This is a genomic window from Alicyclobacillus kakegawensis NBRC 103104 (assembly GCF_001552655.1).
GTDB classification, from domain to species: domain Bacteria; phylum Bacillota; class Bacilli; order Alicyclobacillales; family Alicyclobacillaceae; genus Alicyclobacillus_G; species Alicyclobacillus_G kakegawensis.
Map to the genome: position 1 here is coordinate 118782 of NZ_BCRP01000007.1, position 15212 is coordinate 133993.

General features: G+C 58.2%; 15 protein-coding genes and 1 tRNA gene. 2 read left to right on the forward strand and 14 right to left on the reverse strand.

All coding sequences use genetic code 11. The features are described from left to right. Positions 1 to 36: 36 nt before the first annotated feature. The 9 genes from lonB to AK2_RS07740 all read right to left on the reverse strand — a co-directional run bounded on the left by lonB (position 37) and on the right by AK2_RS07740 (position 9197). The gene (gene lonB, locus AK2_RS07705; RefSeq protein WP_067933042.1) at positions 37 to 1725 is read right to left on the reverse strand and encodes an ATP-dependent protease LonB; all 1689 of its coding nucleotides are present in this window, start codon (positions 1723 to 1725) and stop codon (positions 37 to 39) included. A 191-nt stretch (positions 1726 to 1916) separates the two neighbouring features. Then, complete coding sequence (gene clpX / locus AK2_RS07710) at positions 1917 to 3194, reverse strand: ATP-dependent protease ATP-binding subunit ClpX (RefSeq protein ID WP_067933044.1); 1278 nt, start codon at positions 3192 to 3194, stop codon at positions 1917 to 1919. Positions 3195 to 3289: 95 nt separating this feature from the next. Then, complete coding sequence (clpP, locus tag AK2_RS07715) at positions 3290 to 3883, reverse strand: ATP-dependent Clp endopeptidase proteolytic subunit ClpP (RefSeq protein ID WP_067933046.1); 594 nt, start codon at positions 3881 to 3883, stop codon at positions 3290 to 3292. 114 nt (positions 3884 to 3997) lie between these two features. Further along, positions 3998 to 5290 carry a trigger factor gene (gene tig / locus AK2_RS07720; RefSeq protein WP_067933048.1) on the reverse strand — a complete coding sequence of 431 codons (1293 nt, stop codon included), beginning with the start codon at positions 5288 to 5290 and terminating at the stop codon, positions 3998 to 4000. A 1221-nt stretch (positions 5291 to 6511) separates the two neighbouring features. Then, positions 6512 to 6649 carry a hypothetical protein gene (locus AK2_RS17125; protein ID WP_169794744.1) on the reverse strand — a complete coding sequence of 46 codons (138 nt, stop codon included), beginning with the start codon at positions 6647 to 6649 and terminating at the stop codon, positions 6512 to 6514. 280 nt (positions 6650 to 6929) lie between these two features. Continuing rightward, positions 6930 to 7006, reverse strand: a tRNA-Arg gene (locus AK2_RS07725). 132 nt (positions 7007 to 7138) lie between these two features. Further along, a complete protein-coding gene (rdgB, locus tag AK2_RS07730; RefSeq protein WP_067933051.1) occupies positions 7139 to 7738 on the reverse strand; it encodes an RdgB/HAM1 family non-canonical purine NTP pyrophosphatase in 600 nt (199 codons plus the stop codon). 90 nt (positions 7739 to 7828) lie between these two features. Continuing rightward, the gene (gene murI, locus AK2_RS07735; protein WP_245632819.1) at positions 7829 to 8659 is read right to left on the reverse strand and encodes a glutamate racemase; all 831 of its coding nucleotides are present in this window, start codon (positions 8657 to 8659) and stop codon (positions 7829 to 7831) included. 100 nt (positions 8660 to 8759) lie between these two features. Then, positions 8760 to 9197, reverse strand: a complete 438-nt coding sequence (locus tag AK2_RS07740; protein WP_245632820.1) for a MarR family winged helix-turn-helix transcriptional regulator — start codon at positions 9195 to 9197, stop codon at positions 8760 to 8762. Between the two features lie 237 nt (positions 9198 to 9434). Here AK2_RS07740 and AK2_RS07745 point away from each other — a divergent pair, with 237 nt between their 5' ends. Both AK2_RS07745 and AK2_RS07750 read left to right on the forward strand, forming a co-directional pair. Continuing rightward, positions 9435 to 9662 carry a helix-turn-helix domain-containing protein gene (locus AK2_RS07745; protein ID WP_026961157.1) on the forward strand — a complete coding sequence of 76 codons (228 nt, stop codon included), beginning with the start codon at positions 9435 to 9437 and terminating at the stop codon, positions 9660 to 9662. 105 nt (positions 9663 to 9767) lie between these two features. Beyond that, on the forward strand, positions 9768 to 10049 hold the full coding sequence (locus AK2_RS07750) for a DUF1292 domain-containing protein (RefSeq protein ID WP_067933053.1): 282 nt from the start codon (positions 9768 to 9770) through the stop codon (positions 10047 to 10049). A 107-nt stretch (positions 10050 to 10156) separates the two neighbouring features. Here the strand turns inward: AK2_RS07750 and AK2_RS07755 are convergent, their stop codons facing one another. From AK2_RS07755 to sdhA, 5 genes are all read right to left on the reverse strand, one after another. Continuing rightward, positions 10157 to 11140 (reverse strand): inorganic phosphate transporter, encoded by a 984-nt coding sequence (locus tag AK2_RS07755; protein ID WP_067933055.1) that lies wholly within the window; start codon positions 11138 to 11140, stop codon positions 10157 to 10159. 11 nt (positions 11141 to 11151) lie between these two features. Then, the gene (locus tag AK2_RS07760; RefSeq protein WP_067933057.1) at positions 11152 to 11763 is read right to left on the reverse strand and encodes a DUF47 domain-containing protein; all 612 of its coding nucleotides are present in this window, start codon (positions 11761 to 11763) and stop codon (positions 11152 to 11154) included. A 146-nt stretch (positions 11764 to 11909) separates the two neighbouring features. Further along, positions 11910 to 12566 (reverse strand): hypothetical protein, encoded by a 657-nt coding sequence (locus AK2_RS07765; protein ID WP_067933059.1) that lies wholly within the window; start codon positions 12564 to 12566, stop codon positions 11910 to 11912. A 94-nt stretch (positions 12567 to 12660) separates the two neighbouring features. Continuing rightward, positions 12661 to 13446 carry a succinate dehydrogenase iron-sulfur subunit gene (gene sdhB / locus AK2_RS07770; RefSeq protein ID WP_067933061.1) on the reverse strand — a complete coding sequence of 262 codons (786 nt, stop codon included), beginning with the start codon at positions 13444 to 13446 and terminating at the stop codon, positions 12661 to 12663. After that, the gene (gene sdhA / locus AK2_RS07775) at positions 13446 to 15203 is read right to left on the reverse strand and encodes a succinate dehydrogenase flavoprotein subunit (protein WP_067933063.1); all 1758 of its coding nucleotides are present in this window, start codon (positions 15201 to 15203) and stop codon (positions 13446 to 13448) included. Before sdhA ends, sdhB begins: the two co-directional genes overlap by 1 nt. Between the last annotated feature and the right edge of the window lie 9 nt (positions 15204 to 15212).

The window sequence follows — 15212 nt, forward strand, 5'->3', positions numbered from 1 at the left end:
TACTGAATCCACAGGGAGAAGTCTAACCGCGTCCCCTCAGGGAGCAGTCTGGACGGACGGAACGGCGGGATTGACAGACAACGGAGCCGGTTTTGCCGACAGGCTCAGGTCGACTCCACCAACGAGCGCCAGCCGCAACACGTCTTCAAATCGCTCCACCGGAATCACCTTCAGGCCGTCCAGACGTTGAAACGATTCTTGCCAGTTGTCCTTGGGTATCAGCACAATCTCGGCGCCGGCGTCCCTCGCTGCTTCAATCTTCACCGGGACGCCGCCCACGGGCCGAACCAGGCCGCGGATGGAGATCTCCCCCGTCATCGCCAGCTTGCTTAATACTGGGATCCCGCGCACCGCCGAATAAATGGCCGTCGCCATGGCAACCCCCGCACTCGGCCCATCCACCGGCACGCCGCCGGGGAAGTTGAGGTGAATGTGGTAGTTGGCCGCATCCAAGCCCGTCAGGCGCCGCAGCGCCGTCAGCACGTTGTCTACCGAAGCCCGAGCCATGGAGCGCCGCCTGACGGTCCGATCCCGGCCGCCCAACGTTTCCTCCTCCACCAATCCGGTTATCGTCAGCCGTCCCTCACCGGGCGCCGCTGGCACCGCCGTAGCCTCCAGTTCGAGCAGCGTCCCCGCGCCGGGGCCACAGACCGCCAGTCCGTTGACCACGCCAATCTGAGGCTGGTGCGCGACCTGGGTGTCTGGACGCGGGTTTAACTGGCTGAACTGCACCACCCACTGCACATCGCCCAAAGCGATGGATTGGCGGCCCTCGGTCAGCGCAATACCGCCGGCTGTCTGGACGATGTTCACTGCGTCGCGGCCGTTGGTCGCATATTTCGCTACCTCCTCCACCGCCTCATCCGGCATCGGTAAACCAATCTTGTCGCAAGCCTTGCGCACGATGCGGCGGATTTCGGGACGGGACAGCGGCCGAAAGAAAATCTCAAGGCAACGGGAGCGAATCGCGGGCGGGATGTCTTCCGGCAGCCGGGTGGTCGCCCCCACCAAGCGAAAATCCGCCGGCAGACCATTTTGGAAGATGTCGTGCACGTGCGGCGGAATGTTGGTATCCTGGGAACTGTAATAGGCGCTTTCCAGAAACACCTTACGGTCTTCCAGCACCTTGAGCAGTTTGTTCATTTGAATCGGGTGCAGTTCCCCAATCTCGTCGATGAACAGCAACCCGCCATGCGCCTTGGTGACAGCACCCGGTTTGGGCTGGGGAATGCCGGCCATCCCCATGGCACCCGCTCCCTGATAAATGGGATCATGGACGGAGCCGATGAGCGGATCTGCAATCCCCCGTTCGTCAAAACGGGCCGTGGTGGCATCCAGCTCAATGAATTTCGCGTCACCTTGAAACGGCGACGCAGGGTTCTTCTTCGCCTCCTCCAGGATGACCCGGGCGGCGGCTGTCTTGCCCACCCCAGGCGGGCCGTAAATCAAGACATGTTGAGGATTCGGACCGCACAGGGCTGCCCGCAAAGCCCGCAATCCGTCTTCCTGGCCCACGATGTCGTCCAGTGAACTGGGACGCGTTTTTTCTGCCAGCGGTTCCGTCAACGAGATGGCCCGCAGTTTCTTGAGCTTGTCAAGCTCCTTGCGGGACTCCCGCTCGATCGCGTGCCGGCTGTGGTTTTGGGTCTTCAACAGGTTCCAAAAATACAACCCGATAACCACAGCAAAGAAGAGTTGGATTACGGCCAGGATGGTGGCGCTCATCGATGACCCCTCCCTTGTAAAAAACACCGATGCAACCAGTATTCCCGGCCCTATCCGGACGTAAACAAAACGATGGCGCCCGACTCATCGTCAGGCGCCATCGCACCGCTCCTCTATATTTCTACATTTCACCATTTTCACCGCCGCGGTTTCGCAAAGAGCTCCTACCGGACCAAAAGGCGTTCATGACGTCACGCGGTTTCCTCGGACGTGCGCACAATCTGGGAGAGTTTCCCATCCTTCCCGATAAGCACGGGACCTTGCTCACGAGTGACCGCCTCTTTGGTGATAAGGCACCTCTGCACATCGTCCCGCGCCGGCAACTCGTACATCACGTCCAGCATAATCCCTTCAATGATGGATCGGAGACCGCGCGCCCCGGTTCCCCGCTTGATGGCTTCCCTGGCAATGCTCGACAAAGCCTCGTCTTCGAACTCGAGCTTCACGCCGTCCATTTCCAACAGCTTCTGGTATTGCTTCACCAAGGCGTTCTTCGGTTCCACCAGGATCTGTTTCAACGCTTGTTCGTCCAATGCGGTCAAAGTGGTGACCACCGGCAAACGCCCTGTGAATTCGGGAATGAGCCCGAACTTCATCAAATCCTCTGGCAGGACCTTGGACAGTATGTCCTCATCGGATCGCAGATCGACCGATTCTGTACGGTTCCCGAAGCCAATCACCTTGCGTCCCAAGCGACGCTTGATAATCGGCTCGATGCCGTCAAACGCGCCGCCGCAGACGAACAAGATGTTGGTCGTGTCGATTTGAATGAACTCCTGATGTGGATGCTTGCGGCCTCCCTGAGGAGGAACGCTCGCCACAGTGCCCTCCAGGATTTTCAACAAGGCCTGCTGGACGCCTTCGCCCGACACATCGCGGGTGATGGACGGATTTTCCGATTTGCGGGCAATCTTATCGATTTCATCGATGTAGATGATCCCGCGCTCCGCCTTCTCGACATCGTAATCGGCTGCCTGGATAAGCTTGAGCAGAATGTTCTCGACGTCTTCGCCCACATACCCCGCTTCGGTCAACGTGGTTGCGTCCGCAATCGCAAACGGCACGTTCAAGATGCGGGCCAGCGTCTGCGCGAGCAGCGTCTTCCCGCTGCCAGTGGGCCCAATGAGCAAAATGTTGCTCTTGGCTAATTCCACATCATCGTTCTTCGCGGCCCCCGAGTTGATCCGTTTGTAGTGATTGTAAACCGCCACCGACAGCGATTTTTTGGCATTCTCCTGGCCAATCACGTACTGATCCAGGATTTCCTTGATCTCCGTCGGCTTCGGGATGTCCTTGAGCTCGAACTCCTCGTCCTCACCCAACTGCTCCTCGACAATTTCATTGCACAGCTCAATGCATTCGTCACAGATATACACACCAGGACCGGCCACCAGTTTGCGCACTTGCTCCTGGGTCTTCCCGCAGAAAGAGCACTTCAGTTGGCCCTTTTCCTCGTTGAACTTGAACATCGCAATCCCTCCCTCTGGCTAAGTGTTCGACAACGGAGGGTCAAGTCACGCGATCGACCGCTTCCGAATGCAAGAACGGCAACTTCCCGGCCTCCTCATACCTGCAGGCCCGCGCCTGGAAGCACCTCGTCGATAATGCCGTAGGCCTTGGCTTCAGCTGCGGACAGGAAGTTGTCACGGTCGGTATCCTGCTCCACCTGTTCAAAAGGTTTCCCCGTGTGATGCGCCAAAATCCGGTTGAGCTTTTCCTTGGTCTTCAAAATCCAATCGGCATGAATCTTGATATCTGACGCCTGTCCTTGAACGCCGCCCAAGGGCTGGTGAATCATGACCTCGCTGTTTGGCAGCGCGTAGCGCTTGCCTTTGGCGCCAGCCGCCAGCAGGAATGCCCCCATGCTGGCCGCCAGGCCAACGCACATGGTGGAAACATCCGGTTTGATGTGCTGCATTGTATCGTAAATCGCCAATCCGGCTGTCACAGAACCACCCGGGCTGTTGATGTACAGTTGGATGTCTCGGTCCGGATCGTCCGCTGCCAAAAACAAAAGCTGCGCGACAATCGAATTGGCCACGTAGTCGTCAATTGGGGTCCCAAGGATGATAATCCGATCTCGAAGCAGCCTTGAGTAAATGTCATAGGACCGCTCGCCGCGGCTCGTCTGCTCGATGACAATGGGCGTCAAGCTCATCGCCAAGCCCTCCTTCGCCGTTCCCTGCCCATGTAACCGGGCCTGCGACTTTGAGAAAACAAGGCACGAATACGTGCCTTGTTTCCCCTGCTGTCATCGACATTGTACATCAATTCACTTGCGAACGCTATTCTCAACCAGGAAGGAAACCGTCTTGCGGGTCGTGAGGTCGTTGCGCAGCCCTGACAACCCCGGATCGCGCAGGGACAAAATCTGCTCCACGCGCTCCTGCTCGACGCCGGCTGACTCCGCCATCTTCGCGACCTCCGCCTTCACTTCTTCATCCGTGGCGGTGAGACCTTCCTGCTCCGCAATCGCCTCCAGGACAAGGCTGGTGCGCACCCGCCGCTCCGCCGCCTCCCGGAACTGCTCACGCAGTTCATCCCGGGTCTGTCCTGTGAATTCCAGGTAGCCGTCCAACGGGATTTGCTGCATGGACAACTGCTCGGCAAAGTGCCCCAATTGATGGTCAATCTCGTGGTCAATCATCACGCTCGGAATATCAATCGTCGCATTGGCGGCTACCTTCTCGACCACTTGATCTTCCAAATACCGCTGGTGATCTTGTTGCATCCTCTCCTCAAGGCGCTTGCGAACATCGGCGACGAATTCGTCCACCGTCTGAAAATCGCTGATTTCTTGGACGAATTCGTCGTCCAAGTCCCGCAGGACCTTCCGCTTCATGTCATGGAGCACGACGTGGAACACAGCCTCCTTGCCAGCCAGCGCCTTGACATGATAGTCCCCCGGAAAAGTAACGGTAATGTCCCGCTCCTCCGCCGGCTTCATACCAATTAACTGTTCCTCAAAGCCTTTGATGAACACACCAGAACCAATTTCAAGCTGATAGTTTTCCGCTTCCCCGCCCTCAAACGGTTCCCCATCGACGGTGCCGCGGAAGTCGATGTTGACCAGGTCCCCCTGCTCGACCTCCCCGTCCTCCAGAACCTGAAGTTCGGCATGAGCCTTGCGGATGTTGGTCAATTCCTCTTCCAGCAATTCATCCGTCACTTCAAACGCCTTATCCTCCACCTCGACGCCCTTATAGGGACCGAGGACCACCTCAGGTTTCACAGTGACCGTCGCCTTGAAAATGAACGGCTTCCCGGACTCCACCTGTACCACATCGACATCAGGCTGCGCCACCGGCTCAATCCCCGTCTCCTGCACCGCTTCATCGTAGGCGCGCGGTAAAAGGTACTCCACTGCGTCCTGGTACAGGGCCTCGACGCCGAAGCGCATCTCAAACACCTTGCGTGGAACCCTGCCCTTGCGAAAACCTGGAACGTTAACGCGTTTGACGACGCGTTTGAATGCATAGTCCAATGCTTCTGCAAATCGGTCGCTGGGAACTTCGACCTCCAGCACACCGACATTGGCTTCAGTTTTTTCCCATTTCGCTGTCATGCACGGTTCCTCCCCAAATCCTTCGGCCAACAGCAGCCGCGGTCATTCTGCCAACCCTGCCTCCCACAAGCTGCACGCACGCCTGCAGGCAATCATAAGCCGTTTCATTATACCATGTTCTACACGAGCGACAACCGATAAAAGACATCCATTATCCCGAACGGCTCGTTCCGCGCGCAAGCCGCGCACATCGTCGTGCCTTATCGTACCACTTGTGGTCGTGCCCGCTCAACTCACGCAGGCCACGGTTGCCGCATACTCTCTAGCGTGCCGGTGCAGCAGCTGACTCCCAAGGCGGCGCTCTGAGCCCTGCTGCCACAGCCGCAGGACTCGCAATCAACTGGAGGGGTATCCACAATCCAATGACAATCCAAATTCATGAATCTATTACCTCGGTACCGCGAGTTTGACATCGGCGCCGGGACTTATGGCGATCCGCAGATTTTTATGGAAAGAACAAGCCAATCGATTGCGAGACATTTCCGAGGATACCCACAGTCGAAAGGAGATGTCGTGATTGGAAACGGCGTGTGGATAGGTCTGCCAGTGGGCTTGGCCGTTGGAGAAGAGCTTGCGGGACGTGCACGCCACAAAACCGGTTGGTGTCCGCTCAGTCACGCGCGCAACCCAACAACAGGCCCCACCTTAGCGGCAGAGCCTGCGTTTGCGTTTGCGACTCCTTATCCGTAATACCCAGGATATCCGGAATAGCCAGGTCGGCTGCAACGTGATCCCGGGCACCCTGGATCGACGACCACATTCCTCGTGACAGGTTGATAAAAGTGTTGCGGCACGTTCACAATTACATGCCTATTGATGTTTACAATTGGATGGACATAAGGGACCATCCGAGGGATGTAGTGGTCGCGGACACAGTAACGAGGAGGGCATACGATTGGCGGGCAATTCATTTCACAGTCACCCCCAGGAGAGAAATGAAGACTGTCGGATCAACATGCTGCTCCGTCGGTTCCCGGAATGAGCAAGATGAACAGCACGAAGATGATAAGAAACACGACCGCCCAACGCGTGAATACGCCAAAACACCCGTCCATGTATCATCCCCCTTTCAGACTGACGTGCGATTTACCATACGAAATCGGACCTCCATTCGCAGCGACGCTTGCCTATACTTGTCTGCGTATTCCTTCGCCTTCCTGTGCGGCGCCACAGATGCAAACCCCCGCCGCAGCAAGCAGGTATGAGGCCCATCCGCACGGCTCAGGAGACAGCGACTCCACCACCCGGACCGCAGGCATCGGTCCCCACGTAGCCTCCGTATTCCGGAATCAAAAGGATGAACAACACGAAGATAATCAGAAATACAATCGCCCAACGTGTAAACAATCCGCCGTCCACCATTTCACACCCCCTCGGACAGACATACCCCACTGTACGCAATCGGCCCTGTGAGGGAAGCGGCATTTTCCCGTCCCGGGCGGTTCGCCTCGCGCGAAGCACGGGAGCAACAGGGTGCGACGGATAACCGCAGAACGATTCGTTCAGCAGCGCCGACATAAATGGACGGCAGAGCCCTTCCTGTACGGCGCACACCATACACACACAAGCGCATGAAAAACGCCACCCAACGATGGGTGGCAAAATCTCAAAAAAACCGCGTCACATCAATGATTCTCTCTGGCGTCTCAGGAGGGATTCGAACCCCCGACCCACAGCTTAGAAGGCTGTTGCTCTATCCAGCTGAGCTACTGAGACACGTTGAGCGGGCAAGAGGAATTGAGCCCACGCTACCCGCTTGAAGGCTGGAGTTCTGCCATTGAATTACACCCGCAGCTGCAGGCTAACCTCAAGGATTCGCCACAAGTGTACTGCAAGCGGAGGGATAGATCAAGAAACCAACGGGATGTGTGCAGCCAGCTCCAGCAACCTGTCGACTGCCCGCCTGCGATGCGAATACTGATTCTTTTCCTCCACCGTCATGTCGGCGAAGGTGCGCCCGAGTTCGGGCACCCAAAACAACGGGTCATACCCAAACCCGTTGGCCCCATGGGGCGCCCTCAAGATGATGCCTCGCACGCGCCCAACCGCGGTCAGGCCCACGCCCAACTCATGGTGCCACAGCGCGAGGGCACACACGAACTCCGCCGTCCTCTGCGGATCCGGGACATCTGCAAGCTCACGCAACAGCTTCGCATTGTTGGCCGCGTCGTCGCCATGCACGCCGGCATAGCGGGCGGACATGACGCCCGGCCTACCATCAAGGGCGTCGACGCACAACCCAGAATCGTCGGCAAGCACCCAACCGTGGCAGTACGGTGCGTAATAGGCCGCCTTTTCCACCGCATTGCTGACAAGCTGCGCCCCCGTCTCCGGCGCTGCCTCCAGCCCGTCCGGCAATCCACGCACGCACGCGCCCAAGGGCGCCAGCAGACGCTCAAATTCGGCGACCTTGTGCGCATTTTTCGTGACCACAAACACGGTTTCCACAGCAATCCCCCACAGTACAGCTTACACCGATTGTACCGTTACCACCGCGGACGCCGACGGTTCCGGCGACCGCAGACGCGCCTGCTCCGCCTAACGTGCGTGCAGGGCCATCGCATCCACACACCGCACCCGTGCCTTGTCTGGCGGCAGGCCCATCCAGCCCTGCACAGCCGCCTTCATTTTTTGTTCATCTCCGGTCGTATAGAATCGGTGGATGGGAGGGGCACCCGAAGGACGCAACAGGCGGAGCCGCGCCAACACTTCGCGAACTTCGCGTGCCGTCTCGGCCGCCGAAGAGATCAACTGCACTTGAGGTCCCACCACCCTGGCAATCGGAGCCGACAACAACGGGTAGTGCGTGCAGCCGAGGATCAGGGCATCGATATCGTATAAAAGCAGAGGCAGCAGCGACTCGCGTACCACTTGTTCCACATCGGGTCCGTCCCAACGCCCAGACTCCACCAGCGGGACGAACTGCGGACAAGCCAGACTCACCACGTCGACGGCCGGATCCAAGACGTGGACCGCGTCCGCATATGCGCCACTGGCTATGGTCACCGCCGTGCCGATGACGCCAATCCGACGCCGGCGCGGCGTCGCGCTGTTCACCGCCGCCCGCGCGCCCGGTTGAATCACACCCAACACCGGGATCGGCGAACGCCGCTGCAGCTCCGGCAATGCCACGGCCGTCGCAGTGTTACAGGCGACCACCAGCAGCTTGACCTGTTGAGACAACAAGAAATCCGCTATCTGCAGGCTGAACTCGAGCACCTGATTCGGGTTCCTGTCTCCATAAGGGCACCGAGCCGTATCTCCGAAATAAAAAATCGCCTCGTCCGGAAGGACAGACATGATCTCCGAAACGACTGTCAGTCCACCCATTCCTGAATCAAATACTGCGATTGGCTGCTCTACGTGCACGTCCCCTCATCTCTCCCACCTGGATGCTGACAGCATATAACGTATTCAGCCGCCCGCAGGAATGAAGCCCGTCCGTCCGCGCCTCTTGGAGTGGCCGCCCTCAGTGCGCCATATGGGCGTAAAGAAGGTCGAGCACACGCAGAACCTCGCGCTTTTCCTCTGGCCCCAAGGGCTCCAAAATGCGCGCTAAATACGCCCGGCGCGCATCCAGCACGTCCTCAATCAATTGAGCGCCTGAGGATTGCATGCACACTCGCACCACGCGCCGATCCGCCCGATCCCGCTGGCGGACCACAAATCCGGCGCGCTCCAAGCGGTCAACGAGGTCGGTTGTCGTACTGTAGGCCAGTCCCAAGCGGGTGCTCATCTCGCCGATGGTAAGATCGCCTTCTTTATCCAAAATAAGGAGGGCATCAAATTGTGGAGGTGTTATCCCATACCGTTCCAATAAGGCTCGTCCACGTCGTCGAACAAGAGCGGATATCTGACGCAGCCTCTGTTCGATTTCGACGACGCAATCCGGCAGGGATGGGTTCACGCTCTACACCTCATTCGAGGGACAAACGTCCCATGCTCGCATGCATTGTAACACTCGCCCCGGCGGGCGTCAACGAACGCCCTGTCGACGGGCCCTTGCGAGAGCCGACGAAGGCAACGGATTCTACGCCGGTTGCCCATGTTTTCACGTGCTCGCACGCGCGATCTCACCCCAACATACTATACCGTGACTGTATCCCGTACTTGTAGACCGACCGACAAGGAGGGATAGCGAGATATGTCCGGCGACCAAGACATGCGCACCAAGTCGCTTTTGACTAACCGTGAGCGGGAAGTGTTTGAGCTCCTTGTTCAGGACAAAACCACCAAGGAAATCGCCGCACAGTTGTTCGTCAGCGAAAAGACGGTCCGAAACCACATTTCTAATGTCATGAAAAAGCTGAACGTCAAGGGCCGTTCGCAAGCTGTCGTCGAACTCGTGCGCCTAGGCGAAATCACCATCTGAGCAAGCGGATCGCCTCTACGCCAGTGCGCGGTAGAGGTTTCTTGCTGGGGTCGTGACCCGCTCCGCGCGCTCTGGTATGATGATATCCGGGAAGGTGAAGTCACTATGACATGCAGCTGCGGTCACGACCACTGTTCTTGTCAGGAGCCGTCTGTCCTGTATCTGCGAGACGAGAACGGGCAGGCTCATCCCTTTTACGTTGGCGAATCGTTCGCTGTCCAGGAGCGCCAATACGTGCTCTTGCAAAGCGCGGAGGACGCTGATCAACTGGCCCTGCTGAAGGTCGTCTACGACGCTGCGGGCAACCCGTCGCTGTCTAATATTACCGATGAGACGGAATGGAGCGCAGTCGAGGCAGCCCTCGCTGCCGGTTCCACCTCCGAGTGAAGCAAAAAGGCGCCCACGCGGCGCCTTTTTTGTTACAGGAACTCCTGTGACGGTCCTGACAGTCTCCTCGCCCTCGTGTGGCTGGCCAAGTCGCCCATAACCACCCGCTACAGAATAAGGATTCGTGCCAACAGCGCGGCCAGCGCTCCGGTCGCAGGGATGGTGATAAGCCAGGCGATGACAATCCGGATTGCCATTCCCCAATTGACCTGGCGAAATCGTTTGGCCGCCCCTGTCCCCATGATGGCCGAGGAGATCACATGGGTTGTGCTCACCGGTTGTTTGCACAAGGTGGCTGTGAGGATGACCGTGGCCGAAGTCAAATCCGAGGCAAAGCCGTTGATAGGCTCCAGCTTAATGATTTTCGATCCGACCGTCTTGATGATGCGCCAGCCCCCCGAAGCCGTCCCGGCAGCCATGGCGAAAGCGCTCAGCACCTTGACCCATAGCGGAACTTCCAGCTCACTTTGAAAGCCCCCGGCAACCAGCGCAAACGTGATGATGCCCATTGTCTTCTGGGCGTCGTTGGTGCCGTGGCTGAACGCCTGAAAGGCCGCCGAGAAGATTTGCAAGGTACGAAAGACACGGTTGGCCTTGTGTGGAGACGTGCTTCCGAACCCCCATTTCAACAGGGTCATCAGGATGTACCCAACCAAAATCGCAGCAATCGGAGACAACACCAGTGCCTCGATGATACTGAGAAAACCCATCCAGTGCAGCGCGCGAAACCCGGCCGCGCCGACCACCGCACCGCTCAAACCGCCAATCAGGGCGTGGGATGAGGAGCTGGGGATACCGAAATACCAAGTCAACAGGTTCCACACAATCGCCGCAATCAAGGCCGCCAGGACAATCACCATGCCATGCTGGAGGGTGAACGGATCGGCAATGTTCCCGCCAATCGTCTTGGCGACGCCGGTGAACACCAAGGCGCCGATAAAATTCAGCGCTCCCGCCAGGACCACGGCGCGGCGCGGAGACAGGGCTCGCGTGGAAACCGTTGTCGCAATCGCATTCGCCGTATCGTGGAACCCGTTGCTGTAATCGAATACGACAGCGAGCACGACGATAAGTAATATGATGCCGGACATCTCGCACCTTCCTACGCGTTTTTCACGATCACGGAATCCAGCACATCGCCGACGTCCTCGCACTTGTCGGTGATACTCTCTAGAATTTCATAGATTTCCTTCAGTTTGATCAGCTGAATGGCGTCGGTCGATTCGCTGAACAACGACCGCAAAGAGGTGCGCAGGAGGGCATCGCCCGTCTTCTCCAAGTGGTTGAGCCGCTGTGTATGCTCCCGCAGTTCCAACAACTTGCGGGCCTGCAATTTGGACATCGCCGCGGCGATTTCATCTGCGCTGTCCGCGATGTTTTGGGCGAACTCAAACATCACAGGGGTCGGTTCCGTGATTTGATATAAATCGAAACGAACCGTGCAAGCCTCCAATCCGTCCACAATGTCGTCCATGCGCAGCGCCAGCTCAAGATAGTCTTCACGGTCCAAAGGGGTAATGTAGGTTGCATTGATCAGGGACAGCAATTCGCTCGTCAAGTCATCCCCTTTTTCCTCCAGGCGCTTCACGTTGGCAGCCAGGAACTCAGGGTGGGACAGGTCTTTGAGTCCCTCGCCAAACAGATTCGCTGCATCCTGCAGGTTCGTTGAGATGTCAACCAGGTATTGGACCAGTTGCTGGCTCCTTTTTGACACCGCTGGTTCTCCTCCTCCACAACCATTCACTCTATGTATTCCAGGAACCTGACGCCGCCATCCGGTCTGTCCAGCTCCATGGCTAGTCTATCACGCCATGCGCTGAGATAACAGTCAAACAACCGCAACCGACGCCAAGCCCCGCCCTAATTCGACAACCACGATCCCAATTGAGCCAGCAGCATTCGCTGTTCCTCCGGGGTCAACTCCTGCTTCATCTCGGAAAAGGCGGCGCGAAGGAGACGCACATCCTCAGCATCGAATGCCGTCCGCCCGTGGAAATGGCTCCGTATCCACTGCGCATCCTCGGGTGCCAGACGGCTGCCGAGCACCTGCGCAAAAACCTGTTCCGCTTCGCGCTCATCGGGCGTGGCCAACGCCTCACTCAACAGTTTCCAATCCTTGGGACGCAATGAGTGTACCAATCGCTGCGCAATCCCCGACAGGCGCCCCATATCCTCTGAATCCGCCATGACTGAGGACGTGCTGGCCGGGGCCGCTGCTGGACTGCCCGCAGCCCGCTCGCTTCCAGCTGTCCCACCGCTGGCGGCCCCATAGGGCCTCGCGCTGCCGGCGGCTGGTCCTTGCCCGTATTTGTCCGGTTGCCCGTCCGTAACCGAAAAGTGCTGGCGCAGGCCCTGGCCAATACGGTGGGACAACAACCACTGCTGGACGGACCGCCCGATTGTGGCCAGATGTCCGAACTCATCTTGGGTCCGCGAAGAGGTGAACACTCCCACCGTGGCTGTCAGCATCAGCGCCACCAAGGCTACAAGGACCGGAGCTTCGGAAGAACGTTTCATGCCGCCACCTCCACAACTTCAGTATGGCCTAGTGAAGGTGGCAGCAACCTCATGAAAAAACGCCCGCGAGTGGGCGTCCAAGCTCCAAAGTGGTTTATTTCTTCAACCAAGCCCCAATAGCGTGATAGGTGACCTGGCGATTCATGGCGGCAATCGAAGTGGTCAAGGGGATGCCCTTCGGGCAAACCTGTACGCAGTTTTGTGCGTTCCCGCATTCGTGAATGCCGCCTTCCTCCATCAACGCCTCCAGCCGATCCGCCCGATGCATGGCCCCAGTGGGATGTGCGTTGAACAGGCGCGCCTGCGAAATCGCAAAAGGCCCTATGAACGAGGTGCGCTCATTCACATTCGGGCAGGCCTCCACACAGCAGCCGCAGGTGAAGCAGCGAGACAACTCATAAGCCCACTGCCGATCCCGCTCGTTCATTCGAGGCCCCGGCCCAAGGTCGTAGGTCCCGTCAATCGGAATCCAGGCTTTCACCTTTTTCAGCGCCTCAAACATGCGGCTGCGATCCACAACCAAATCCCGCACCACAGGAAACGTGCGCATCGGCTTCAAGCGAATGGGCTGTTCCAACTTATCGACCAGGGCCGTGCACGCTTGCCGTGGTTTGCCGTTGATCACCATCGAACAGGCGCCGCAGATCTCCTCGAGGCAATTCATCTCCCAGGTTACCGGCGCCACACGTTTGCCCGCCTTATTCACCGGGTTGCGCTGGATCTCCATCAAACAGGCGATGACATTCATCCCCGGCTGGTACGGCACTTCAAACTCCTCGGTGTAGCTGGGAGAGTTGGGCCCATCCTGCCGTTCGATGATCAGGTGCACCGTCTTTGTCGTCGCAGCCGTCTGCCGTTCTGCCGTCGCGCTCCCGCTCATCAGGTAGTCTCCTCCTTCTTCACGGCATAGTTGCGCAGCCTAGGTTTGATGAGGGACACATCGACATCCTCATATTCGAACTTCGGGCCATCCGGCGTCCACTTCGCCTTCGTGGTCTTAAGCCAGTTCTCGTCGTCACGCTCCGGGAACTCCGGCTTGTAATGGGCGCCGCGGCTTTCGTTGCGGTTGAGTGCTCCAAGGGTGATGGCGCGGGCCAACTCAAACATGTTCCACAGTTGGCGGGTGAACGGAGCCATCTGGTTTTCCCACCGCGACGTATCGGCCATGCCAATCCGCTTATAGCGTTCCATCAGTTCCTGAATCTTTTCATCCGTCTTCTTGAGCCGGTCATTGTAGCGGACGACGGTCACGTTGTCGGTCATCAACTGGCCCAATTCCCTGTGCAGTTGATAAGGGTTTTCGTCCCCCTCCATCTTCAGCAGGCCTTCGAACTTATCCTGCTGCTGCTGGCGATACCGCTCAAACAAGGAGGCATCCAGGTCAGCGCTGGATTTGGTGAGATTGCGCGCATAATTGACCGCGTTGGGACCTGCCACCATGCCGCCATAGATGCAGGACAGCAGCGAATTGGCGCCCAAACGGTTGGCCCCGTGATACTGGTACTCGCACTCGCCGCAGGCGAACAAGCCGGGAATGTTGGTCTGTTGATTGATATCAACCCACATGCCGCCCATGCTGTAGTGCATCGCGGGGAAAATGCGCATCGGAACCTTGCGTGGGTCGTCGCCGACGAATTTCTCGTAGATTTCCAGGATGTTGCCCAGCTTCACGTTCAGTACGTCTGCGGGGATGTGCGAGAGATCCAGATACACTTGGTTTTTCCCGTCGACACCCAGCCCCATGTCGACACAGACCTTGAAAATGGCGCGAGTGGCCACATCGCGCGGCACCAGATTGCCGTACTCAGGATACCATTCTTCCAAAAAATACCATGGCTTTCCATCCTTATAGGTCCACACCCGTCCGCCCTCGCCACGGGCTGACTCGGACATCAGGCGCAGCTTGTCGTCGCCGGGGATGGCTGTCGGGTGCACCTGAATCATCTCCGGGTTGGCGTAGTACACCCCTTGCTGATACAGGGCCGACAGAGCGGTACCGGTGTTGATCATCGAGTTGGTGCTCTTGCCGAACACCATGCCCAAGCCGCCCGTGGCCATGATGACCGCGTCCGCACGAAAGGCATGGATCTCCATCGACCGCAGGTCCTGCGCAATGATGCCCCGGCACACACCCGCATCGTCCAGCACCGCGCACAGGAACTCCCATCCCTCATATTTTTGGACGAGACCAGCGACCTCATGCCGGCGCACCTGTTCGTCCAATGCGTACAACAACTGTTGCCCGGTGGAAGCTCCGGCAAAGGCGGTGCGGTGATGCTTGGTCCCGCCAAATCGGCGAAAATCCAGCAAACCCTCAGGGGTGCGATTGAACATGACGCCCATGCGATCCATCAGATGGATGATGCCTGGCGCCGCTTCGCACATCCCCAGTACCTGGGTCTGGTTGGCCAAGAAGTCGCCGCCGTAAATCGTGTCGTCAAAGTGCTCCCAAGGGCTGTCGCCTTCGCCCTTGGTGTTGACGGCTCCGTTGATACCCCCCTGCGCACACACGGAATGCGACCGTTTGACCGGTACGAGGGAAAACAAGTCCACCGGCACCCCGGCTTCGGCACATTTTATCGTCGCCATCAGGCCGGCTAAACCGCCTCCGACCACGATGATCCGCTGATCACTCATAACGTTACC

What these genes read in the sequence shown, in the direction of transcription:
- AK2_RS07755 (WP_067933055.1), bottom strand. Translation starts at nt 11,140, where the DNA reads ATGTCCGGCATCATATTACTTATCGTCGTGCTCGCTGTCGTATTCGAT.
- sdhB (WP_067933061.1), bottom strand. Translation starts at nt 13,446, where the DNA reads ATGAGCGGGAGCGCGACGGCAGAACGGCAGACGGCTGCGACGACAAAG.
- clpP (WP_067933046.1), bottom strand. Translation starts at nt 3,883, where the DNA reads ATGAGCTTGACGCCCATTGTCATCGAGCAGACGAGCCGCGGCGAGCGG.
- AK2_RS07745 (WP_026961157.1), top strand. Translation starts at nt 9,435, where the DNA reads ATGTCCGGCGACCAAGACATGCGCACCAAGTCGCTTTTGACTAACCGT.
- clpX (WP_067933044.1), bottom strand. Translation starts at nt 3,194, where the DNA reads ATGTTCAAGTTCAACGAGGAAAAGGGCCAACTGAAGTGCTCTTTCTGC.
- tig (WP_067933048.1), bottom strand. Translation starts at nt 5,290, where the DNA reads ATGACAGCGAAATGGGAAAAAACTGAAGCCAATGTCGGTGTGCTGGAG.
- lonB (WP_067933042.1), bottom strand. Translation starts at nt 1,725, where the DNA reads ATGAGCGCCACCATCCTGGCCGTAATCCAACTCTTCTTTGCTGTGGTT.
- AK2_RS07750 (WP_067933053.1), top strand. Translation starts at nt 9,768, where the DNA reads ATGACATGCAGCTGCGGTCACGACCACTGTTCTTGTCAGGAGCCGTCT.
- sdhA (WP_067933063.1), bottom strand. Translation starts at nt 15,203, where the DNA reads ATGAGTGATCAGCGGATCATCGTGGTCGGAGGCGGTTTAGCCGGCCTG.
- AK2_RS07765 (WP_067933059.1), bottom strand. Translation starts at nt 12,566, where the DNA reads ATGAAACGTTCTTCCGAAGCTCCGGTCCTTGTAGCCTTGGTGGCGCTG.